Source organism: Ruegeria sp. A5, from assembly GCF_056543005.1.
In genome coordinates, this window is the sequence record NZ_JBQGAV010000010.1 from 1 (window position 1) to 22,482 (window position 22,482).

20 protein-coding genes are annotated in these 22,482 nt (G+C 56.7%); 9 read left to right on the forward strand and 11 right to left on the reverse strand.

All coding sequences use genetic code 11. From position 1 onward, the window contains the following. Nucleotides 1-356 precede the first annotated feature (356 nt). The 3 genes from katG to ACR0AY_RS18295 all read right to left on the reverse strand — a co-directional run bounded on the left by katG (nucleotide 357) and on the right by ACR0AY_RS18295 (nucleotide 4,870). The gene (gene katG, locus ACR0AY_RS18285) at nucleotides 357-2,558 is read right to left on the reverse strand and encodes a catalase/peroxidase HPI (RefSeq protein ID WP_170515311.1); all 2,202 of its coding nucleotides are present in this window, start codon (nucleotides 2,556-2,558) and stop codon (nucleotides 357-359) included. 424 nt (nucleotides 2,559-2,982) lie between these two features. Then, complete coding sequence (locus ACR0AY_RS18290) at nucleotides 2,983-3,966, reverse strand: glycosyltransferase (protein ID WP_170515313.1); 984 nt, start codon at nucleotides 3,964-3,966, stop codon at nucleotides 2,983-2,985. Between the two features lie 46 nt (nucleotides 3,967-4,012). After that, complete coding sequence (locus ACR0AY_RS18295; RefSeq protein ID WP_170515316.1) at nucleotides 4,013-4,870, reverse strand: SDR family oxidoreductase; 858 nt, start codon at nucleotides 4,868-4,870, stop codon at nucleotides 4,013-4,015. Nucleotides 4,871-4,958: 88 nt separating this feature from the next. On the opposite strand from ACR0AY_RS18295, the gene ACR0AY_RS18300 reads away from it, so the two are divergent. After that, complete coding sequence (locus ACR0AY_RS18300; protein ID WP_170408735.1) at nucleotides 4,959-5,591, forward strand: class I SAM-dependent DNA methyltransferase; 633 nt, start codon at nucleotides 4,959-4,961, stop codon at nucleotides 5,589-5,591. 65 nt (nucleotides 5,592-5,656) lie between these two features. Here ACR0AY_RS18300 and ACR0AY_RS18305 read toward each other — a convergent pair whose 3' ends face one another. Continuing rightward, nucleotides 5,657-6,643: a sterol desaturase family protein gene (locus tag ACR0AY_RS18305; RefSeq protein ID WP_170515319.1), complete on the reverse strand. Its 987-nt coding sequence runs from the start codon at nucleotides 6,641-6,643 to the stop codon at nucleotides 5,657-5,659. A 24-nt stretch (nucleotides 6,644-6,667) separates the two neighbouring features. After that, a complete protein-coding gene (locus tag ACR0AY_RS18310) occupies nucleotides 6,668-7,423 on the reverse strand; it encodes a class II aldolase and adducin N-terminal domain-containing protein (RefSeq protein ID WP_170515321.1) in 756 nt (251 codons plus the stop codon). 117 nt (nucleotides 7,424-7,540) lie between these two features. Here ACR0AY_RS18310 and ACR0AY_RS18315 point away from each other — a divergent pair, with 117 nt between their 5' ends. From ACR0AY_RS18315 to ACR0AY_RS18340, 6 genes are all read left to right on the forward strand, one after another. Next, complete coding sequence (locus ACR0AY_RS18315; protein ID WP_170515325.1) at nucleotides 7,541-8,416, forward strand: LysR family transcriptional regulator; 876 nt, start codon at nucleotides 7,541-7,543, stop codon at nucleotides 8,414-8,416. 157 nt (nucleotides 8,417-8,573) lie between these two features. Next, on the forward strand, nucleotides 8,574-10,376 hold the full coding sequence (gene ade, locus ACR0AY_RS18320; protein ID WP_170515328.1) for an adenine deaminase: 1,803 nt from the start codon (nucleotides 8,574-8,576) through the stop codon (nucleotides 10,374-10,376). Continuing rightward, on the forward strand, nucleotides 10,373-11,836 hold the full coding sequence (locus ACR0AY_RS18325) for an AMP nucleosidase (RefSeq protein WP_170399140.1): 1,464 nt from the start codon (nucleotides 10,373-10,375) through the stop codon (nucleotides 11,834-11,836). The genes ade and ACR0AY_RS18325 overlap by 4 nt, the downstream gene beginning before the upstream one ends. A gap of 130 nt (nucleotides 11,837-11,966) precedes the next feature. Beyond that, nucleotides 11,967-12,254: an HU family DNA-binding protein gene (locus tag ACR0AY_RS18330; RefSeq protein WP_010442901.1), complete on the forward strand. Its 288-nt coding sequence runs from the start codon at nucleotides 11,967-11,969 to the stop codon at nucleotides 12,252-12,254. Between the two features lie 174 nt (nucleotides 12,255-12,428). Further along, nucleotides 12,429-13,976 carry a hypothetical protein gene (locus ACR0AY_RS18335; RefSeq protein WP_170515331.1) on the forward strand — a complete coding sequence of 516 codons (1,548 nt, stop codon included), beginning with the start codon at nucleotides 12,429-12,431 and terminating at the stop codon, nucleotides 13,974-13,976. 182 nt (nucleotides 13,977-14,158) lie between these two features. Beyond that, on the forward strand, nucleotides 14,159-15,046 hold the full coding sequence (locus tag ACR0AY_RS18340; RefSeq protein WP_170515334.1) for a DMT family transporter: 888 nt from the start codon (nucleotides 14,159-14,161) through the stop codon (nucleotides 15,044-15,046). On the opposite strand, the gene ACR0AY_RS18345 is transcribed toward ACR0AY_RS18340, so the two are convergent. Next, nucleotides 15,022-15,543 (reverse strand): glutathione peroxidase, encoded by a 522-nt coding sequence (locus ACR0AY_RS18345; RefSeq protein WP_170636750.1) that lies wholly within the window; start codon nucleotides 15,541-15,543, stop codon nucleotides 15,022-15,024. The genes ACR0AY_RS18340 and ACR0AY_RS18345 overlap by 25 nt on opposite strands. A gap of 143 nt (nucleotides 15,544-15,686) precedes the next feature. On the opposite strand from ACR0AY_RS18345, the gene msrB reads away from it, so the two are divergent. Next, nucleotides 15,687-16,133, forward strand: a complete 447-nt coding sequence (gene msrB, locus ACR0AY_RS18350; RefSeq protein ID WP_170399151.1) for a peptide-methionine (R)-S-oxide reductase MsrB — start codon at nucleotides 15,687-15,689, stop codon at nucleotides 16,131-16,133. Beyond that, nucleotides 16,133-16,645: a peptide-methionine (S)-S-oxide reductase MsrA gene (msrA, locus tag ACR0AY_RS18355; protein ID WP_170408742.1), complete on the forward strand. Its 513-nt coding sequence runs from the start codon at nucleotides 16,133-16,135 to the stop codon at nucleotides 16,643-16,645. Before msrB ends, msrA begins: the two co-directional genes overlap by 1 nt. Before the next feature lie 26 nt (nucleotides 16,646-16,671). Here msrA and ACR0AY_RS18360 read toward each other — a convergent pair whose 3' ends face one another. The 5 genes from ACR0AY_RS18360 to ACR0AY_RS18380 form a co-directional block, all read right to left on the reverse strand. Next, the gene (locus tag ACR0AY_RS18360) at nucleotides 16,672-18,675 is read right to left on the reverse strand and encodes a hydantoinase/oxoprolinase family protein (protein WP_170515340.1); all 2,004 of its coding nucleotides are present in this window, start codon (nucleotides 18,673-18,675) and stop codon (nucleotides 16,672-16,674) included. A gap of 62 nt (nucleotides 18,676-18,737) precedes the next feature. Continuing rightward, nucleotides 18,738-19,775: a tRNA epoxyqueuosine(34) reductase QueG gene (gene queG, locus ACR0AY_RS18365; protein ID WP_170426247.1), complete on the reverse strand. Its 1,038-nt coding sequence runs from the start codon at nucleotides 19,773-19,775 to the stop codon at nucleotides 18,738-18,740. A gap of 76 nt (nucleotides 19,776-19,851) precedes the next feature. Then, a complete protein-coding gene (fzlA, locus tag ACR0AY_RS18370) occupies nucleotides 19,852-20,517 on the reverse strand; it encodes an FtsZ-binding protein FzlA (RefSeq protein WP_480454493.1) in 666 nt (221 codons plus the stop codon). Between the two features lie 60 nt (nucleotides 20,518-20,577). Continuing rightward, nucleotides 20,578-21,318 (reverse strand): monofunctional biosynthetic peptidoglycan transglycosylase, encoded by a 741-nt coding sequence (mtgA, locus tag ACR0AY_RS18375; protein ID WP_170515343.1) that lies wholly within the window; start codon nucleotides 21,316-21,318, stop codon nucleotides 20,578-20,580. Between the two features lie 38 nt (nucleotides 21,319-21,356). Further along, nucleotides 21,357-22,325, reverse strand: coding sequence for a Hint domain-containing protein (locus ACR0AY_RS18380; protein WP_480454494.1), 969 nt, complete (start codon nucleotides 22,323-22,325; stop codon nucleotides 21,357-21,359). Between the last annotated feature and the right edge of the window lie 157 nt (nucleotides 22,326-22,482).

A 22,482-nucleotide genomic window follows, 5' to 3' on the forward strand; every position in this document is an offset into this window, starting at 1 on the left:
CCCAATCAAAAACCTCAGATGCCCCCAGTCTCTCCCGAGCGTCTCCGCAGCTTCCACCGCGTCCCAGCACCTCAGCAGCGCCGGTGAAGGGGTATTTACGGATTAGGTCTGGGACCTGCAACCCCCAATTTGAAAAAACTTCACATTTCCGACCACCTTCCTCTGCACCTTAATAAAAACAACAGGTTAGCTTAACAAATCCTCCCGAAAACTCACAAAAAAGAGGTTTATAGAAAGAGAAAGAACAGTCTCTCGGCGGAATCGTACCCAATGCTTGGTACGCGCCCTGAGTCAGGCGCATGAAAACGCCGCCCGACTCTCCTCGGGCGGCGCAATTTACTGCGATGGTTATAGGGTTACTTCAGATCAAAACGATCCGCGTTCATCACCTTGTTCCAGGCCGAGACGAAATCGCAGACAAATTTGCCACCTGCGTCGTCCTGACCATAGACCTCGGCCAGTGCCCGCAGCTGCGAGTTCGACCCAAAGACCAAATCCACGCGGGTACCTGTCCACTTCACGTCACCACTTGCGCGGTCGCGGCCTTCATAGACGCCGTCACCGGATGGTTTCCATTCGGTGCCCATATCCAGCAGGTTCACGAAGAAATCGGTGCTGAGCGTGCCGACCCGTTCGGTCAGCACACCATGAGAAGTTCCGTCAAAGTTTGTGCCCAGCACACGCATCCCACCTACAAGCGCAGTCATCTCCGGTGCCGACAGCGTCAGCAGTTGCGCTTTGTCCACTAGCAGGGCCTCGGCCGGAACCGAGTATTCCTTGTGCAGGTAGTTGCGGAAACCGTCCGCTGTCGGTTCCATCACCGCGAAAGACTCGACATCCGTCTGCTCTTGTGAAGCATCGGTGCGACCGGGGCTAAAGGGAACATCAACATCATGACCTGCGGCCTTGGCTGCCTTTTCGATGGCAGCACCACCACCCAAGACAATGAGATCGGCCAATGAGACCTTCTTGCCACCAGACTGCGCGTCATTGAACGCTTTCTGAACGCCTTCCAGCGCATTCAGCGCCTTGGATAGTTTCAGCGGTTCGTTGACCTCCCAATCCTTCTGCGGGGCCAGACGAACGCGCGCACCGTTGGCACCGCCACGCATATCCGATCCCCGGAAGGTCGAGGCCGAAGCCCATGCGGTCGACACCAGATCTGAGACAGACAATCCCGTCGCGAGTATCTTGGCTTTCAGATCGGCTACATCAGCGTCGTCAATAAGCGCGTGATCCACGGCCGGGACGTTGTCTTGCCAAATAAGCTCTTCGCTGGGTGCCTCGGCTCCCAGATAACGCGCACGCGGACCCATGTCGCGGTGGGTCAGTTTGAACCACGCGCGGGCAAAGGCATCGGCAAATTCGTCCGGGTTTTCGTGGAAGCGCTTCGAGATCGGGCCATAGATCGGGTCCATGCGCATCGCCATATCGGCGGTGGTCATCATAGTCTTGACCTTTTTCGATGGATCACCCGCTGCCGGGGCCATGTCCTCTTCCTTGACCCCAACAGGTTCCCAGATCCACGCGCCCGCTGGGCTCTTGGTCAGGTTCCAGTCGTAGCCAAACAGCAGGTCGAAGTAACCGTTGTCCCACTTGGTCGGGTTTGCGGTCCAGGCACCCTCGATGCCGCTGGTGGTGGTATCATCACCCTTGCCGCTGCCAAAGTCGTTGATCCAGCCAAAGCCCATCGCCTCCATCGGGGCGGCCTCGGGTTCGGGACCGACAAGACCGGGATCACCGGCGCCGTGAGCCTTACCAAAGGTGTGACCACCCGCAACCAAAGCAACGGTTTCTTCGTCATTCATCGCCATTCGGCCAAAGGTGTCGCGAATATCGCGACCTGAAGCCAAGGCATCTGGCTGACCATCTGGACCTTCGGGATTCACATAGATCAGACCCATTTGCACAGCGGCCAACGGGTTTTCCAGATCACGTTCGCCCGAATAGCGGCTGTGCGGGTTCTCGGTTGGGGCCAGCCACTCGGTCTCGGCACCCCAATAAATGTCTTCTTCGGGTGCCCAGATGTCTTCACGACCACCGGAGAATCCAAATGTTGTACCGCCCATGGATTCGATCGCGCAGTTGCCCGCCAATATGTAAAGGTCAGCCCACGAGATCTGGTTGCCGTACTTCTGCTTGATCGGCCAAAGCAGACGGCGCGCCTTGTCCAGGTTGCCATTGTCCGGCCAGCTGTTCAGCGGAGCGAACCGCTGATTGCCGGTCGATGCGCCACCGCGGCCATCTGCCGTGCGGTAGGTGCCCGCTGCGTGCCAGGCCATACGAATGAACAAACCGCCATAGTGCCCATAATCTGCGGGCCACCAATCTTGCGAATCCGTCATGAGCGCATAGAGGTCTTCCTTCAGTGCCTTCAGGTCGAGCTTCTTGAACTCTTCGGCATAGTCGAATATCTCGCCCATCGGGTTCGATGCAGGGCTATGCTGATGCAGAATCGACAGGTTCAGTTGGTTCGGCCACCAATCCCGGTTGGACCGGGCCTCGGCGCCATGCATTACCGGGCATTTGCCCATGTTGGGGGTATCACTTCCGTCCATATCGATCTCCAGTCCTGGCTAGATGTGTGCGTCGCGCGGTTAACTTTGAAACGAGAAACAGGGGTCTTGAGTGTTTTTGCGCTCGTCCTTGGCATGGGCGTTACGCGGGATCGCGCAGATCGGCCCTGCCTTCATTGTAGGAAATAGCATTAACGACTCGTTCTTTCTGTTTGGATGTAGATTTAGCAAATCCAAGCCATTCATATAAGTTTTGTTTTTTGATGATATTGATAATCCAGAGCTATCACTTGAACATCTACGCGCAGCCTGACCCTGAAGCGCGTGATTGCGATTGCACCGCCAAGCTTCACCATGCCTCGCAAGTCGGGCACAAGAGAGAGTGGACGCAAATAAGCTTACGATGATGGCCGCGCATGAAACGACTGAACTGAGTCTAGCGCAAAACGGATTGACCGGCCCAGATTCAGTGGCCACTGACCTTCTTATAAAGGGCCGATTTATAGCCGAAGGGAATTCCCAATACCCCGACAAGCCACCCAACCGTTCGGGCGATCTGGATCAATCGCCGATCTGGTTGGAACGGAAACAGAAGGATTACCCCTAACAGCGCCAACAAGCGGAAGGGGGTGCTCAAAAACCCCAAGATCGCCTTTGTTGGCTTCTGATCAAGCTTACGGCGCATATGGGTGTTGGACTGGTCCCTTCCCCGGGCGGTCTGATACCAGAATGACAACCTTTCAGGAGGAATGGTCTCGTACACAAAAGCGTCGGGCACCCAGCCGACCGGTAAGCCTGCAGCAACGGTCTCGGCATAAAACTTTGCATCCGTCCCCCCGGTCATCCGCATGGTTTCATCGAACCAAAGGCCGGTTTCTCTGAACAGACGTGTCTCGCCCAGCCAGTTATTTGTCACGATGGTCACGCCACCGGTACCGTTCAACGTGGCTTTCTTTGCAGCCGCGTTTTCCTTGTCGAGGTAACGATTGCTGATATTGCGCAACATAAGCCGCTGAATCGCGGTCTCCTGCCCCGATGGCCCCGCCGCACGAAGCGGAGCGCCCATTAGAACGGCAGAGCTGGCGCGATACCCGGCGACCAACCGTTCAAGCCAATCGACCGCCACCACCTCGTCATCATCGACAAAACAGAGCAGATCCGAGCCATTCTCCAACGCTTCGCGCGCGGCTCGGTTGCGTCCGAACGGGATGCCGAGTTCGGTCTCAAGGACATAGTTCAGACTTGCTCCATTAGGCAGCTTCTCCCCTACTGCCTGCACGGTACCTTCGCTGAGCGCTGCGCTGTCGTTTTCCACCACCAAACATCGCACCGAGCAGTCGGGCGGCAGCTTCATCTCTCCCCAGCTTCGAATCAAAGCGGCCAGCATCTCGGGCCGCTGCCGGGTCAGGGTCGAAACGGTAATGTTCAGCGGGACAGAGCGGTCTTTCATCGAAATCCCATACAATCCGTGCCGGTTTCTTGGCAAGGCGCGGTGATCAAGTGGCATCCTTCTGATGCTGCATCAGTGCTTCCAACCCTACACGGTAGTTCGGATAGAGCAATGAGACGCCCAGTTCATCCTTGATCCGATCATTCCGAACGCGCTTGTTCTCATTATAGAAACTGCGCGCCATCGGAGTCAGATCAGCCTCATCAAACGGAACCGCAGGTGGCATCGGCAGACCTTGCAACTCGGCGGCATAGCCGATCACGTCCTGCGGTGGCACCGGTTCATCATCACAGACATTATAGATCGCACCCGGATTGGGTTTGGCCATCGACGCGATCAAAACCTGTGCGATGTCGTCAACATGAATGCGCGAAAACACCTGGCCCGGCTTGATGATCCGCCGCAACCCTCCGCGTTTAAGCTTTGAAAACGGCCCGCGACCCGGCCCATAAATCCCTGCCAGTCGGAAGATATGCAAGGGCAGCCCCGGAATGCCGCCCCATTGCTCCTCGGCACGCACGCGCCAACGGCCACGTTCAGCCGTCGGTGTGGCGGGCGTCGTCTCATCCACCCAGCCTCCCTGGTGATCCCCATAAACGGCTGTGGTCGACAGGTAGCCGACCCATTTGAACTGTCCGATCCGCGCGGCGATCTCATCCTTCAATTCCGCCAGCACCGGATCACCATCGGCTGTGGGTGCTGTAGAGACAAGCAGATGCGTCACCCCGTCCAGATCAGGCCGATCCCCTGGCCAGACACGAGGCTCGGCACCCGAATCGCGAATTGTCTCAAGTTGTTGGGAATCACGCGTGGTTCCGATGACCCGCCATGTGGTTGGATCCAGTTGCCTCGATATCGCTCGGGCAGAATAGCCGTGGCCGAAGGAGAATAGTGTCTGTGTCATGGTCCCTTTGATGATCTGCCCGGCACGTGGATGCAAGCGCCGGATGGACGCACTTGATTCGAATCCTCTGATGCGCATTCATTGAGAAATGACCAAAAAGACACCTGACTTGCACGCAGCCTACTCCCTGAAATCGCCCGAGGAGAACAAGCGCCTTTATGCGGAATGGGCAGGGGAATATGACGACAGTTTCGCAGCGCTTGAGGATTATCAACTCCACATCCACACGGCGCGCGCTTTTGTGGGTGCAGGCGGACAAGGCCCGGTATTGGATGTAGGCGCAGGCACTGGGTTATGCGGAGCTATTCTGGCCGGGTTAGGCGTGGGTCCGATCGACGCCACCGATATCAGCGCCGAAATGCTGGACGAGGCGATGCGCAAGGATATCTATCGCGACGCGATCGAAGCCGATCTCAATCAGGGCCTGCCGGTTCCGCGCGGCAGCTATGCCGGTGTCGTCTCGTCCGGAACGTTCACCCATGGCCATCTTGGGCCAGAAGTTTTGCCAGCGCTCTTGCGTGTCGCACGCCACGGTGCGCAGTTCGCCCTGTCGATCAACGCAAAACACTTTGAGGCGCTCGGGTTCGCCGATACCTTCCGCCGCCTCGAGGCGGATCAGATCAGAGACTTATCTTTAACGCAGGTCCGGATTTATGGCGATCTTGCTGCCGGCCCCAACAAAGATGACGTCGCTTTGATCGCATTGTTTGAGAAAACCTGACCAAAGCTCTGCGTAGGTCATATACGGACCTATGCAGAACTCGGCGGGGCAGAACGCCCTCGTGTTTAAGTATACATCTGCTTCTTGAAAGCCCGTGTCCGCGTTGTCGCCTCGGCTGAACCATCGTGATAAGTGCCGAACCACTTGTCGAACGGAATCTCGGATGTGCCGTAGTTACACTCGAAATACCGGTGATGAAGCTGGTGGAAGAAGTCCCCTGCCCGCGCGGCATCCGTTTCACCAGCCTTCAGCTTTTCGAAACCCGAGTGAGACAGTACAGGGCTGATCTGCTGGAAGTAGGCGTGAAACAGCAGATGCAGTGGATGCGATGGTACAATCAGATGGATGAAGTAGGTGGTGAAATAGAGAAGGTTTTCATACCAATGGTTCGATATTCCTGACCATGGTCCGATATTGACGTTGCGATGGTGCACAGCATGAACGTGCTTGTAGAGTTTCGGGTGATGTTCCAATCGGTGCACCCAGTAGAAATGAAGCCCTGACCACATCGGGATGAAAAGCATCCAGATCACGAACCAAACGGGGGCCGTGGCCCAGGTTATCACTGGCGCATAGCCATTCGCCATGGCCCAGTAGATCAGCGACTGATAGACCGTCGCCACAGTCATCGCACTTCCCAGCGTCCACCAGATGTTATCCAAAACCTGATTTCGAAAGGTAAACGACCCATTGTCACGTGTCAGATCACGCCGGTCGAATTTCTTGTACATGCCCTGCCCTTTGCGCATGTAAAGCCACCAATGCAGACCTCCTGCTATCATGATCTGAGGCACCATGTTCAGCAGCCAGATACGGAACATCCAGCCGGGCGCGAAACTCTGCATGGTCTCTAATGGAGGTAAAAACACGAAATAGGCGGCAAAAGCCATCACCATGCAAAGCGTCAGCGACGTAAGGGGAAGCCAAGCCCCTTTGTACCAGTTCAGGATAGCCGCAGGACGCGGCGGCCAGTTGAACAAAGGGTTCAAACCGACGGGCCCTTCGGGGCGGTAATTCCATCGGGCGGCTTCTGCATCATGCATATCGGTCATGGCTGAAACTCCTAACAGTGCGCTTCAGGTTGCGTAATCCGAGCCTTCGGCATCCAGAACAGATTTGATTTCGCGTAGATGTGCTTCGGCCTGACCGGGATATTCATCAAGCTCTTGCGCGGTTTTCTCAGCAATCTCATCGGACAGAACGCGCAAAGGTTGCCTGGTTTGAAGAGCACGAATGTACGTTTCTGCGGCGCGTTCAAAATAATAGAGTCTGTTAAAGGCATCTGCCGGACTGTCGCCGATCACCAAAACCCCGTGGTTGCCCATGATCATGACTTTCTTTTTCGGGTCCGACAGCATCGCGGCACAGCGCTCACCTTCGTTTTCAAAAGCCAGACCTCCGAATTCTTCATCGATTACGTAGCGATTGAAGAAAGTTGCGGTGTTCTGATCGATCGGCGGCAAGCTGCTGTCTGCCAGCGAGGCAAGAACCGTCGCAAAAATCGAATGCACGTGCATCACGCAGCGCGCATGCGGGCAATGGCGGTGGATCGATCCGTGGAGCCCCCAAGCCGTCGGATCCGGTGCGCCGGGCTGGTCCATGACATCTTTGTCATTGGCATCAAGCAGCAGCAGATTTGACGCCTTGATACGCGCGAAATGCATCTGATTGGCATTCATCAGGAACTGCGTGCCGTCTTCGTTCACCGCAAGGCTGAAATGGTTCGCCACCCCTTCATGCATGTTCAACCGTTCGGTCCAGCGGAATGCGGCGGCCATGTCCACGCGTTCGGACCAATGATCGATGTTGGGACGCAGGTTTGTAACGCTCATGCCGGGCTCCTTCGCTGGTCAATTGACTTCTGGGAAATCGTGCCTTCACCGCAAACGTTTGACCAACGAAAAAAACATGCCTAGTTCATTAGTAAAACTACTGGCAGAGTTATGAGCATGCAGAAATCACTTCCACCGCTCGGCTGGCTACGCACATTTGAAGCGGCGGCCCGTCATTTGTCATTCACGGGGGCGGCGCGGGATTTGAACATGACGCAAAGCGCAGTCAGCCAGCAAATCAAATCACTAGAGGGCTATCTGGGTCAGCCATTATTCCTACGTCGCCCGCGTGCATTGGAGCTGACCGAAGCTGGTATCACCTATCTGCCGGTCGTTCGCGAAGCCTTTCGAACTCTGGTAAGGGGGACACAAGCCGTCACGGGCGCACAACAAAACGCAGTTCAGGTCCAGAGCAATATCACATTTGCCGTCAACTGGCTGGCTCCGCGCCTACCCCGGTTTCGGGCACTGCATCCGGATGTACATCTGAACATCTTCACCGAACTATGGGAGCCTCGCGAAATGGCCGAAGGCGCGGCGGTGGAAATCCGCTATTCGCTGCGCCCAGCCGATACGGTGCGAACGGAATTGCTACGGACAGATCACTACTATCCTGTCTGTGCCCCCGACTTCCCGGTGACGCTGGAAACTCTGCAGGAACAGCCCCTGTTCGACTGTTCAAATTTGTTGTCGAATTGGGAGAGTTGGATCACAGATCAGAGTCTAACTTGGCAAAAACCCAAGGTAACCTATTCGACGACCTATCTGGTCAGCCTGTCGGTTGCGATGGCCGGAGGAGGCTTGTGTTTAGCCCACGACACGATCGCAAAACGGTTGATTGAAGAAGGCCGCCTGATCGCGCCGTTCAACCATCGCGCTGCTATGCCCGAGGCCTATTATCTATTGCTATCGCCCCAAGCCGAGGAAACGCCGGGCGCGTTGGCGTTTGTCGACTGGCTGCGCGCGGAGATTGAAGCCGATCGCCACAACTAATCGCGGGTCGCTCCCGCCCATCTTTGATGCCCTTTGGGCATCTCCTCTGGTTGGGCGTGGCAGCGCTGGCGCGCTGCGGATGGCAGGTTTTGTGATGATTCCATGATACCTTAATAGTGGGGGTTGCACCTTGCGCCGCATTCGGGAAAGTTGGGCCATGGAATACACTCCCTTCCCAAGTTGGCCCGATACCGCCCCTCGTCTCATCGCTGTTGCTTCTGGCCGCGAGGCTGCCGATTTGGTGATCCGTGGCGGCGTCTGGGTCAATGTGCATAGCCGCGAAACCCTGCCTGACCATGACGTGGCGATCGCTGCGGGGCGCGTTGCTTTTGTGGGGCCGGACGCCGCGCATTGTATCGGTCCTGAGACTCAGATCATCGAGGCGCACGGTCGCTATTTGGTGCCGGGGTTATGCGACGCACATATGCATATCGAATCGGGCATGTTGACCCCGGCAGAATTTGCCCGCGCAGTCATTCCGCATGGCACAACTTCGATGTTCACCGACCCGCATGAGATCGCCAATGTGATGGGGTTAGAAGGTGTGCGACTGATGCATGACGAGGCGCTGATGCAGCCGGTGAACATTTTCACTCAGATGCCGTCCTGCGCGCCATCAGCTCCCGGGTTGGAGACGACCGGGTACGAAATCACTGCTGAGGATGTGGCCGAGGCGATGTCGTGGCCCGGTATCATCGGACTGGGCGAGATGATGAACTTTCCCGGTGTCATTCATGGCGATCCGAAAATGTTGGCAGAGATCGCAGCCACACAGCGCGCCGGGAAAATTGTTGGCGGGCACTATGCTTCGCCTGATTTAGGGTCTGATTTCGCGGCATATGTCGCCGGCGGCCCTGCTGATGACCATGAGGGCACCTGCGAGGCAGACGCCATCGCACGTGTCCGTCAGGGAATGCGGTCAATGATGCGGTTGGGGTCGGCTTGGTATGATGTCGAAAGCCAGATTACTGCGGTGACTGAAAAAGGGCTGGACCCGCGCAACTTCATCTTGTGCACCGACGACTGCCATTCGGGAACGCTGGTAAATGACGGACACATGAACCGCGTAGTGCGACATGCGATTGCCTGTGGTTGCGATCCTCTGGTTGCGCTGCAAATGGCGACGATCAACACGGCGACCCATTTTGGGTTGGAACGCGAGATCGGCTCGATCACACCCGGGCGGCGCGCTGACATTATCCTGAGTTCTGATCTGGTAGAGCTTCCGATCGAAACCGTGATCGCGCGCGGTCAGATTGTGGCTGAAAACGGGACGGTAACGGTCGAATGCCCGCATCTGAACTGGCCCGCTAAGGCGCGAAATACCGTACACCTAGGGCATGCGCTGACCTCGACAGACTTTGAAATCGCAGCCCCTGCCGGAGCGAACCGTGTCACGGCCAACGTGATCGGGGTGGTTGAAAACCAAGCTCCAACGCAAGCGTTGAAATCCGAGCTACCGATTATCGAAGGGCTTGTTGAAGGCGAAGGCGATGTGTGCCAAATCGCATTGGTCGAACGGCATCGCGCTACCGGAGGTGTGACCAACGCCTTTGTCTCGGGCTTTGGGTATCAAGGCAAAATGGCCATGGCCTCGACCGTTGCGCATGACAGCCACCATATGATTGTTGTCGGCACCGACCGTGAACAGATGGCGCTGGCCGCGAACAGGCTGGCCGAAGTGGGCGGAGGCATCACAATCTTTCGCGATGGCGAGGAACTGGCCTTGGTGGAACTGCCGATCGCAGGCCTGATGTCCGACAACCCAGCGACTGAGGTTGCCGCCAAAGCTGAACAAATGGTCGAGGCGATGAAGACCTGCGGCTGTCAGCTTAACAACGCATATATGCAGCATTCTCTGCTGGCCCTGGTTGTGATTCCTGAACTGCGGATCTCGGACCTTGGGCTGGTGGACGTACGTACATTCGAAAAGATCGACCTTCTGGAACCCCTTGCATGACTACTATCCGAACACCTGACGTTCCCAACCCCGAGAAATTTAGCGATCCGCTTGCAGCTGTCGCACGTTTAGAAGAGCTCTATGAACAGGCGACAAAATTCCTGTGCGATAGGTTTGCAAATGCACTTAAGAACGGCGCTCCTACCGAGAGGTTTCGGGCGTTCTACCCCGAAATCCGGATCAGGACCTCGTCTTACGCGCAGGTCGACAGCCGGCTGAGCTTCGGTCACGTGTCCGAGCCGGGCACGCACGCCACGACAGTGACGCGCCCCGATCTGTTCCGGTCATACCTTACCCAGCAAATCGCGCTTTTGATCAAGAACCACGATCAACCGGTCACAATCGGAGCTTCGGAAACGCCGATCCCGGTCCATTTCGCTGTCGCCAATAACCCGGATCTGGTTGTCCCGCATCAGGGTGCAGCTGGGTTCACTCTGCGCGATGCGTTCGATGTACCGGACCTGAATACAACAAACGACGATATCGTGAATGGCGTGCACGAGCTGGAAAACGAAGCCGGGCCCCTTGCGCTGTTCACGGCCCAGCGCGTGGACTATTCGTTGGCAAGGCTTTCGCATTACACCGCGACTGACCCCGGTCATTTCCAGAACCACGTGCTGTTCACCAACTATCAGTTCTATGTCTCGGAATTTGAGAGCTACGCACGGGCGCAACTCGCTGATCCCGACAGCGGCTATACCAGCTTTGTCTCGACCGGGAATGTTGAGATCACGGACGCCGAAGCCGTACTGGAACAGCCCCTTAAACTGCCGCAAATGCCAACCTACCACCTGAAACGCGCGGATGGGTCTGGGATCACGCTGGTCAATATCGGCGTCGGGCCATCGAATGCCAAAACGGCCACCGACCACATTGCGGTTCTGCGCCCGCACGCCTGGTTGATGGTCGGCCACTGCGCCGGTCTGCGCAACACGCAGGCGCTTGGGGATTTCGTACTGGCACATGCCTATCTGCGCGAGGACAAAGTGCTGGACGACGACCTGCCCGTCTGGGTGCCGATCCCCCCGCTGGCCGAAGTCCAGGTCGCGCTGGAACAGGCTGTGGCCGAGGTAACCGAGTTGGAAGGCTACGAGCTGAAACGTATCATGCGAACAGGTACAGTCGCCTCGGTCGATAACCGCAATTGGGAGCTTCGCGATCAGTCCGGCCCGGTGCAACGGCTCAGCCAGTCCCGTGCGATTGCGCTGGATATGGAAAGTGCAACAATCGCAGCCAACGGTTATCGGTTCCGGGTTCCTTACGGCACCTTGCTGTGCGTCTCGGATAAGCCCTTGCATGGTGAATTAAAGCTTCCCGGCATGGCTTCGGCGTTCTATACCACTCAGGTCAGTCGTCATTTGGCGATCGGAATCCGGGCGATGGAGCACTTGCGCGGCATGCCGCTGGAACGGTTACACAGCCGGAAATTGCGTTCGTTTGACGAAACGGCCTTTCTCTGAAGCAAAAAAGCAACGAATTTCCCCTATTTTTGGGGTTTTTAGTGCTACTATTCGTTGTGTTCAGCCACAATATCCCGTTACAGTTACGCGGTGAGGCCCTATAGATCGGGCACGTTAAGGAGACCAAGAAATGGCAAAGCCTATGACAAAGACTCAGCTGGTGGCTGCTCTCGCTGAGGAAATGGGAACTGACAAGAAATCCGCAAATGCCGCGCTGGAGGCCATGACCGGCCTTATCACTCGCGAAGTTTCGGCCGGTGGTGCAGTCACCCTGCCCGGCGTTGGCAAAATCTACTGCCGCGAGCGCCCCGAGCGCATGGTGCGCAACCCCGCCACCGGCGAGCAGTTCAAGAAAGAAGCCGACAAAGTGGTCAAAATGACCATCGCGAAAGCTCTGAAAGACAGCGTCAACGGCTAATTCGCCGAAGACAGATCGCAAGATCGAAGGGGTCGCCACCGGGCGGCCCTTTTTTTGTCTGAATAAGTTATGTAAGCATCTGATTAATATCGAGTTTTTGCCGCTATCGCCATAGTTGTGTCATGTTCCTCATCCACTCGCTTAATGGGAAGTATTATTGAGGAATCTCGATTTATGGCACGATATCAAACCACTGAATTCGATACAGAAAATCAATTCGACTGGGCAGACATCCAATACACGATTGAAGACGATGTTGTCGTTGCAACGCGGACGACTTTTGATGCCGGATACGAGGTCTTCGGGACTTACGAAGACGGCGTTTTGCGTCAGGAATTTTATGTCGGAACAGAAGAGGCATTGGGCTTTGATAATCGGTTCATTGACTATGACGCCAATGGCATAATGACCGAACGCGGAACGGTTTATCCAGACAGTATCCGCGTGACCGAGACCTTTCAAAATGGTGTTCCGGATGAGATTCTCATCCAAGATGGGTTTTTCGGAGACGGTGCAACACCCTGGGACCAGATCGTTCTACGCTATGATGCGTCGGGCAATATCATAGGCCGCACGATAACAAACGATAATGGTGCCCGGACGGTTGAAGCCTTCGCGCCCGGTCATTTCAGTACTGTTCAGGACTTTCTACAAACCAAATCCTGGGATCGGATCGACACGTTCTTCGATGTCAACGGAGAGACAACCGGACGGACGACCACCTATGACAATGGAATTGTCAAACAGGAAACGTGGACAGACGGACAGCGTAGCAACGTAACGCAGACAGACGGAAGCGACATTAAGTCGTGGGAAACCATCAGCACCTCATTTGATGGCAGTGGAAAGAAATCTGAAAAGACAACGACATATGACAATGGAGTCGTGAAACACGAGATCTGGTCAAATGGCCAGCGCGTCAGCATCAGCCAGACTGATGAGCTGGATGCGAAATCCTGGGATTCGATCACGACCGCCTATCAGGACGGACAAATCTCGGAACGTCGGCTGGAGAAAGATAATGGGGACGTAACCGTTACACTTTACGCGGATGGAAAACGTTCTGACGTGCTGCAACTAGACGGGGACGACAGTGCTTCTTGGGCATTGAAGGTCACCAGCTATCCAGACGCAGGCGGGAAAGAGATTTCTTTGTATGAAAAGGTCGAGGACATCCCTGAATCCTTGTTCCAATACTTCCCGGAACTGACCGCGCCTGACCCGCTTGAAGAGTTCGTGCTGGATTTCAATGACGGAACCCGCATCAATGACAGTGATCAGGTGCTGAATGGTGCATTTATTGCAAGTGTTAGCAAAGGGCAGAGCAACACTGATGGTATTCTAACCCCATACGAATACGGTGGCTCAAACCCCGACCCCGACCTGGAGGCGTTCAATTCCTGGGGGGCAACTGTCGGCTTCTCGAAAAGCGATGGCGAAGAATTCAACTTCAACAGCGTTTCCTTGGCCAATGCTTCCAGATCGGACACCACGTATATTCCTGAATCGAACTGGGCAAACCAAGTCACTATCAATGCCTATAATGGCGATGAGCTGGTGCACTCCGCAGAGGTCGATCTGACATTCGATCACGTCACACACGAGTTTGACTGGCGCGATATTGATCACGTCGAGTTCGTTGCATCGGGAGGTGAAATTACCAATGACCATGTCGAGAACGCGGGTTGGTTCTCGATGGACGATCTTAGCTTTTTCGCCTGAATCAAGCGACAAGCTGAATCATAATGATGAGCAGCGCTTTTCTACAAAAAGCTCTGCTCATTCTCATTGCGCGCAAGCTCATTGATGCCAACTATCGGGCGACCCCGCTATTCGACGCAATGGGTCCTTGCAGCTCATGTTAAAATCAGGAACAGTCGCCCGAATTTCATCAGGAGGCCGTAATGGACCTGCGCGCCATCGCCATGGGGCTTGTTTTCGCCCTCATCTGGTCTTCGGCCTTCAGCTCGGCGCGGATCATCGTTGCCGATGCCTCGCCTTTGTTCTCGTTGGCGCTGCGATTTCTGATTTCGGGACTAATTGGCGTGGCGATCGCACGCGCCATGGGGCAAAGCTGGCGCCTGACTCGCAACCAATGGCGCGCCACTATTCTGTTCGGAATCTGCCAAAATGCCCTTTATTTGGGTCTAAACTTCTATGCGATGCAGACAGTCGAGGCTTCGGTCGCGGCGATCATCGCCTCGACTATGCCCCTGCTGGTAGCCCTAGCCGGCTGGCTGCTATTGGGTGAGCGGATACGCTCGCTGGGCATCGTCGGCTTGCTGGCAGGTTTTGTCGGTGTCGCGCTAATCATGGGTAGCCGGATTAACGCTGGTGTCGATCTGTTCGGGGTTCTGCTCTGCGGAATCGGGGCGCTGGCGCTGACCTTTGCCACCTTGGCTGTTCGGGGGGCGACTTCGGGCGGTAACTTCATGATGGTGGTTGGGCTGCAGATGCTTATCGGATCGGCGGTGCTGTTTCTCGCCGCCCCGGTGTTCGAGTCTATTCATATCCACGCCACACTGCCTTTTATGCTGGCTTTCACCTACACCACGTTATTCCCGGGCCTTCTGGCAACTTTCATCTGGTTCCTGCTACTGGATCGCATCGGCCCGATCCGTGCAGCAACGTTCCATTTCCTCAACCCGGTATTCGGCGTGACCATCGCCGCCATTTTACTGGGTGAGAAGCTGGGCCCATTGGATGCGGTGGGGGTTCTGATCACAACACTGGGTATTCTTGCCGTACAGCTGTCGCGCGAGCCCGGTCAGCGCAGCAACGCCTCGACCTGATCTATCAAATTAGGCGCATTTGGCTTGGTGCTTGACCCATAGGTGGCAACGACATCACCCTCGGGGCCAATAAGCACTTTGTTAAAGTTCCATTTCGGGACAAAGCCAGTCTGCGCAGCAACAGCTTGGTAAAACGGATGGGCATCCGAACCTTTCACTGGAGTGATATCCGTCATCGGAAGCGTAAGGTCGTAATTTAGTTCGCAAAAATTCTTGACCTCTTTCGACGACGCCAGCTCTTGTTTGAACGAATTCGACGGGACCGCCAGTACCACCAGCCCGCGTTCTTCATATGTTTCGTGCAGCTCCTGCAACGCTGCGTATTGTCCGGTAAAGCCGCAAAGCGACGCCGTGTTGACCACAAGCACGGGCTGTCCGCGCCAGTCTTCCAGTGATATTGTCCCACCATCGATTGATGAAAATTCGCCCGTCAGTGGTGCCGCCTGAAGGGCTTTGCCCAACAAGATCAGAGCAGTCAACAGAGCCATACGGAACATCACTTCACCTCCTGTTATAAATCATACGCGCTGTGCATTCGTTTGGATCAACTGCACAGACCCGCGAGCGCGCTGTAATATGGTTTTGATTCCAGCGCATCTATGCCCAAATAGGACATCATCATTCAAACACCGGAGGATCCATGTCCCGTTATACCAAAGACCCCGAGGTCATTGCGGCCCTCTCACCTGAAGAATTTCACGTCACCCAGCGCAGCGGCACCGAACGCCCGGGCACTGGCAAGCTGTTGAACAACAAGGAACCGGGCATCTACGTGGATATCGTCTCGGGCGAGCCGTTGTTCGCCTCGACCCACAAATACGAATCCGGCTGCGGCTGGCCCAGTTTCACCAAGCCAATCATACATGAACATGTCGAAGAGTTTCGCGACACCACTCATGGCATGATCCGGACCGAGGTCCGCTCGAAACACGGCGACAGCCACCTGGGCCACGTGTTTCCCGATGGCCCCCGCGAACATGGCGGGCTACGCTATTGCATCAATTCCGCCTCGCTGCGGTTCATTCATCGCGACGAGATGGAGGCCGAAGGGTATGGCGAATTTCTGATCCATGTGGAGGATATCTGATGACCGATGAACGCGCCGTTCTGGCCGGAGGCTGCTTTTGGGGCATGCAGGACCTGATCCGCAAATTGCCCGGCGTCTCGCGCACCCGCGTCGGGTACACCGGCGGCGATGTGCCAAACGCAACTTATCGCAACCACGGCACCCATGCTGAAGGGATCGAAATCTGGTTCGACCCGACCCAAATCACCTATCGCGATCTGCTAGAGTTCTTTTTCCAGATCCACGACCCGACTACCCTGAATCGTCAGGGCAATGACCGCGGAATGAGTTATCGCTCGGCGATCTACTATGTGGACGATGCCCAGAAACAGGTGGCCGAAGATACAATTGCCGATGTCAACGCCAGCGGCATTTGGCCCGGCAATGTGGTGACCGAAGTCGAACCCGTCGGCGATTTCTGGGAAGCCGAGCCCGAGCATCAAGATTACCTAGAGCGCATCCCCAACGGATACACCTGCCATTTCCCGCGCCCGGACTGGGTGCTGCCAAAACGCTCCAGTGCGGCAGAATGATATGCGCGGTATAGCCCCTTGCGGGGCTATCCGACCGCCACCCGAGGTCGTCCGCTCGCCTCAACCGTGATCAACGCTTCGACGAATACCTCTTGCGCCTCAATCTTGGCGGTGCGGATATCGCGGTCGACTGTCACGCGTATATCCTCGGCACCTGCTTGGCGCACCGCGCCCTCAGCCTCGTTGCGCAGCACCTCTTCAAGCAGCTGCAGAGCGGAATTCGAGTCCGAGAAATCCTGCGGCCCCTCTTCCAGATGTACCCGATAGCGGCCTTCGGCCGGGGACGTAACTGAACCGGCACGCCGAAGGGTCAGCCGCCCGACAACCGCACCGATGGCATTTGCAACACCGGCATGCTCTGGCAGGACCATCTTGCAATGCAACCGCTCTCCGACTGCCGGGTAATAGCTGGGGGCCGAAGCCCCAAGGCCCACCACATCCACATTCAGCGCGGCATCCAATGCCAACAACCCACGGTGTTTCGCCAGCCCGCGCTGCGTCAGAACATGCCGGGCCAGATCTCTTGCAGGTTGGTCAAACCCATGGCTTTCCTCGGCAAAAGCAGTCTCTAACAAGGTCAATGCGGTTTGTTCCGTCAACTGATCAACGATAATCTGAGCCAGCGCTTCAGGCGATACTGCCAGCCTGTCCCCTGATCCAACCCGCTTACGCGCCATCAGTTCCAGCGCCTTGAGCGCTGCCGAGCAGTCCCAATCCGCAAGCCGCCCCAGAGCATGGCTGGCATCCGAAGGGGTGACACCCGAGACCTGTACGATCCCGCGATCCACCAAACGACCCAGTGCCCCATGCTCCATCCGGGTTTGCAACAGACTGCTGAGCGGCACAACACGATCCTCCAACCGGTCCAGTAACACTGATTCACGCGGCCCGACCCCATCGGCGGGGATACCCGACACACGACGGGCAAACCTCGTGTCATGTTCACCTACGGTCGTCGCCCGCAATTGCTCATCCAATGCCGCATGTACCACATCCGGGGCCACAGCTGCGATCAGCGACACCGGCAGCACCCGACGCGGCCCAAGGAAGACACCGCCGCCCAAGCCTTCGGTCACCACATGCACCTGACTGTCACCGCCCAAACCATGAGTCCGCATCGCAACCGCTTCGACCATGGTCCGGAAACCGCCAACCTGCGCGCCTGCAGGGTCGATGGCGGGTTTGCCATCCCGGATCAGCGCGACGTCGGTCGTGGTCCCGCCGATATCGGACACCAGCGCGTTCTCAGCTTCGGTCAGCCAGCGCGCGCCAACGATAGAGGCCGCAGGGCCACTTAGGATCGTTTCAATCGGACGCTCCCGCGCCTGCTCGGCGCTCATCAAAGCGCCATCCCCGCGCACAACCATCATTGGGGCGGTGATGCCCTGCGCGCGCAACTGATCCTGCGCGCGCCCGATCAAGCGGTCGATCATCCCGATCAATCGTGCATTCAGCACGGCGGTCACTGCACGCTTTGGCCCATTCAGCTTGGCCGACAGGTGATGAGAGCACGTGACCGGCACTCCCGTACGCTCGGAAATCACGCGCGCCACTTCCAGTTCATGCGCCGGATTCCTGGTCGCGAACTGTGCCGCAACCGCATAGCCGGAAATGCCTGAATGTGAGTCTAAAAAGGCCTCTAGCCCTGCAACATCCAATTCGGCGACCTGACCCCCGGCATGGTTGTGCCCCCCAGCCAGAACCAAAGCCGGATCGCCCTTCAACGCCTCTCTTAGACCGTGTTTCTCAAGGTCGCTTTCCCGAAACCCGACATAGATCAACGCCACGCGCCCGCCCTGGCCTTCGACCAACGCATTGGTGGCCAGCGTTGTCGATAACGATGCCATCCCAATCTGATCCGGAGACACATCAGCCGTCTCTAGCACAGCAGAAACCGCGCGGCCCACACCAATCGCCAGATCCGCTCGTGTGGTCAGCGATTTGGCCGACGCGATCACCTCGCGCTCATCCCGGATCAGCACCGCATCCGTATAGGTTCCGCCCGTATCCACCCCCAAAGCCAACGCCATCGGGTCCTCCATCTGTTCGCCAGAACCGGGTGTAGCGTTTTCCTGCGGCGCGTCCAGCCTGTTTACGACAACCGGGATGCCGCCCAGCGCGCGGCATCAGCCACGGTCGGATCCGGATCATCGGTCAGCGTCTGTGCAACCTGCAGTAACGCCGGCACCGCTGAGTTCCCAATCGCATAAAGCACGTTCCGCACGAACCGATTCCGTCCGATCCGCTTTATCGGCGAGCCCGAGAACATCGCGCGGAATGCTGTATCATCCAGCTGCGCCAGTTCCGCCAACGGAGGCGCCTTTAGCTCCTCCCGCGCCGCATAGCGAAGGTCACTGGCCGCGACCGCAAACTTGTTCCACGGGCAGGCCGCAAGACAATCATCGCAGCCATAGATTCGGTTGCCCAACAGCGCGCGCAACTCTTCCTCCACCGGCCCCTTATGCTCGATGGTCAGATACGAAATACAGCGCCGCGCATCCAACTGATACGGTGCTGGAAACGCGTCGGTCGGACAGGCCGTCAAACACGCGCGGCATGAGCCACAATGGTCGACCTCAGCGCCATCCACAGGCAAATCCAAAGTTGTGAAAACAGACCCTAAAAAGGCCCAATTTCCCCAATCCTGACTGACAAGATTGGTATGCTTGCCCTGCCACCCCAGCCCAGCTGCCTGCCCCAGCGCCTTCTCTGGCACCGGAGCAGTATCGACAAACACCTTCACTTCACCCCCACCCTCGGCAATCAGCCAGCGCGCCAATCGTTTGAGGCGCTTCTTAACCAGATCGTGATAATCCTTGTTCTGCGCATAAACCGAAATGGCGCCCAAGTTGGAATGCGCCAGCACCGCAGTCGGGTCATGCTCGGGCGTATAGCTCTCCGCAAGCATGATCACCGACCGCGCGTCAGGCCACAGCACAGACGGATCACCGCGCCAATGAGCCCGCTCAGCCATCCAGCCCATCTGGCCATGATATCCGGCTTGTAGAAAGGCATCCAACCGTTCGGGAACAAGGGGCACATCCCAAGGACGACAAACCCGACAGGCGACAAACCCCTCAGACAAGGCTTGCTCCACCAACCGCTGTTTCAACTCCGATCCGCTCTTCATCTGGCCAAAAATACCTTCGGGGGTGAATTGGCCCAATGGCCAAGAGGGGGCGGACAGCCCCCTACCCCTCAATCTATCAGAAATCCAGATCCGCGTAATGTGGCGGTGGCCGGAATCCCGGAACCTGATCCGCCAGAATCGAGCGGAACGCCGGGCGGGATTTGATCTTGGCGTACCAGTCCTTCACCGCAGAGCTTCGGTTCCAATCTACGTCCGAAATGTAATCCAGCGCCGACAGATGCGCCGCCGCGGCGAAATCGGCCAATGTCATATGATCTCCGGCCAGCCAGCGACGGTGATCCAGCAGCCAGGCCATATAATCCAGATGATACTTGATCGCGCGCGCGCCTTCCTTGACGTTCTTGCTGTCCGGATAGCCTTGCCCCGTTACTTTCTTGTTCACCCGCTCATAGAGTAGCTTTGAGGTCACCTCGTGGTGAAACTTGTCATCAAACCAGCCTACCAAACGCCGCACCTCATAACGTGCTTCGGCTTTTTTAGGCATCAAGGGTGGCTCGGGTCGGGTCTCTTCGATATATTCGCAGATCGCGGCGCTCTCGGCCATGATCTGACCATCCAGTCGCAGCACAGGAACCTTACCCGCCGGGTTGCGGCGCAAAAAATCCGGGTCCTGTTCCCAGTATCGTTCTTCGACCAGCTCAACCTCGATCTTCTTTTCGGCCAAAGACAGGCGAACCTTGCGGCAATAGGGCGAGAGGGGAACGTGAAACAGACGCGCCATGAACTTCCATTCGAACCAGTAGAGTACCCTTCAAGCTTTAGCCGCTGAGGGGTCTGGGTTTCAATCCTCGAAACACGCGGCGCGTCCATCTGCGCGGATGGTGGCCGCTCCATCCAGAATTGACGCGGCACGCCTGCGGGTCCGCACCGATGGATCCGTAACCGACCGGTTGCGCGGGGATGGCAGAATCGCCGCCACACGCGCCGCTTGTGTCGGAGACATTTTTGCCGCACTCACCCCATAATACTTCTGCGCCGCGGCCTCGACGCCAAAGATCCCTTGTCCGGTTTCCGCGACGTTCAGATACACTTCGAGAATGCGCTGCTTGCTCCAGACGATTTCAACAACCGGAGTCATCGAGGTTTCAAGCGCCTTGCGGACCCAGCTGCGCCCCTGCCAAAGAAATACATTCTTGACCACCTGCTGCGTGATGGTCGATGCACCCCGGCTGCCGCCATCTTCCAGCGCATCGCGGATCGCTTCGACATCAAAGCCCCAATGCAGGCAGAAGTTGGCATCCTCGGCTGCTACGACCGACCGCGCCATGATCGGGGCAATCTCTTCGATCGGCACCCACTCGCGATCAACCTTCCCAAGCCGACGCCACTCGGACCAGATCGTATGCGTGACCGGCGGGTTCACGACTGAATAGATCAGAACCAAAGACACAAAAGCCACGACCATCGCCAGAACAACACGAAGGGCCCAGCGCCGTATCCGAGCGATAAGGCCTGTTGTTTTGTTTGATCTGGACGCCTTCTTTTTCTTACCGCGCGGTTTGCGGACTGCTTTTTTTGCCATGCCTTGCTATACGCCGCGAAGGGCGTATTTGAAACGGATTATTTCGACAACATCTGTCCGCCGCGCGGTCGCACAACCGGGCGTGCAGTTCTGACTGAGGCTGCTCCGCGCGCCGCCAACTCCGGGAACAAGGCCAATACTTCTGCTTGCGTCCGACGCTCGGCCTGGGTCAGTGCATGTCCCGGGTAGTAGCTTTCACTTTTGGCGCCATTGGCGAACACGATCTCATGTCGCCGGAACAGAATGTGGATATAATCCACCTCGCCACCTTCGACACGCGTGACTGTTGTTCCGTTCACAAGACAATGGGCAGCGATCAGAACTTCTTCATGGCCAAACAGGTAGGGTGCACGCCAATCATCGATCAGCATCCTGTGCTGCGGCGAAACAAGCAGAGGGCGCGTGAGCCCGAACATCCCTGTCTCGAACCGAATTGGGGCCAGTTTACCCTCGGCTGCTACCTTGGTACGACCAATCCAGAGCACAGGTTTAGCGCCGCTATCCGCGGTCGTAACCAGATCTCCAAGTTTCAGGTCCTCGACCGGCCGGGGCCCATCGGGGGTATTAATCAATGTGCCGGGCGTAAAGCAGGGCGGACCGAGATCACCGTTGGCGATATCGACCGAACCAAACGAAGCCCCATCATCGCTAAAATCGGTGACTGAAGAAGAAACAAACGTGCCTTGCTGCAGAACCGATCCGTCCGTCGGGGTAAAAACCTCGCGCCCGTCAGCAAGGTAGAAGGTAACGCCGGTATATGTAACCTGCGCACCACCCGGCAACTCGATCGTCACCATATCATTGAAGTAAGACGCAGTGATGTCAGATCCGTCAACCGAGTCTCCATTCAGCCGGTTGACCAGATCATCGTCATTCTGATCGATGATATCAAAGAACTCGACGTTCAGCGTGGATCCAACAACGGTTCCGTTCGCACCCGGATTGGCCGGGTCGAGCACAAAAAACTGGTCTGTATACGTCGTGGGCACACCGATATTCCACTTCACTCACATCATTGGGATAGCAGCATGCCTGCATTTCCCGAATAAACTATGACTAAAGCTAGGCGTTATGCACGGCATTACACAAGAATTGGAAACAATATGGCCAGACAAAAGAATACCCGGCGTGTTGGGAACGACACGCCGGGCCAAAGATTTAGAT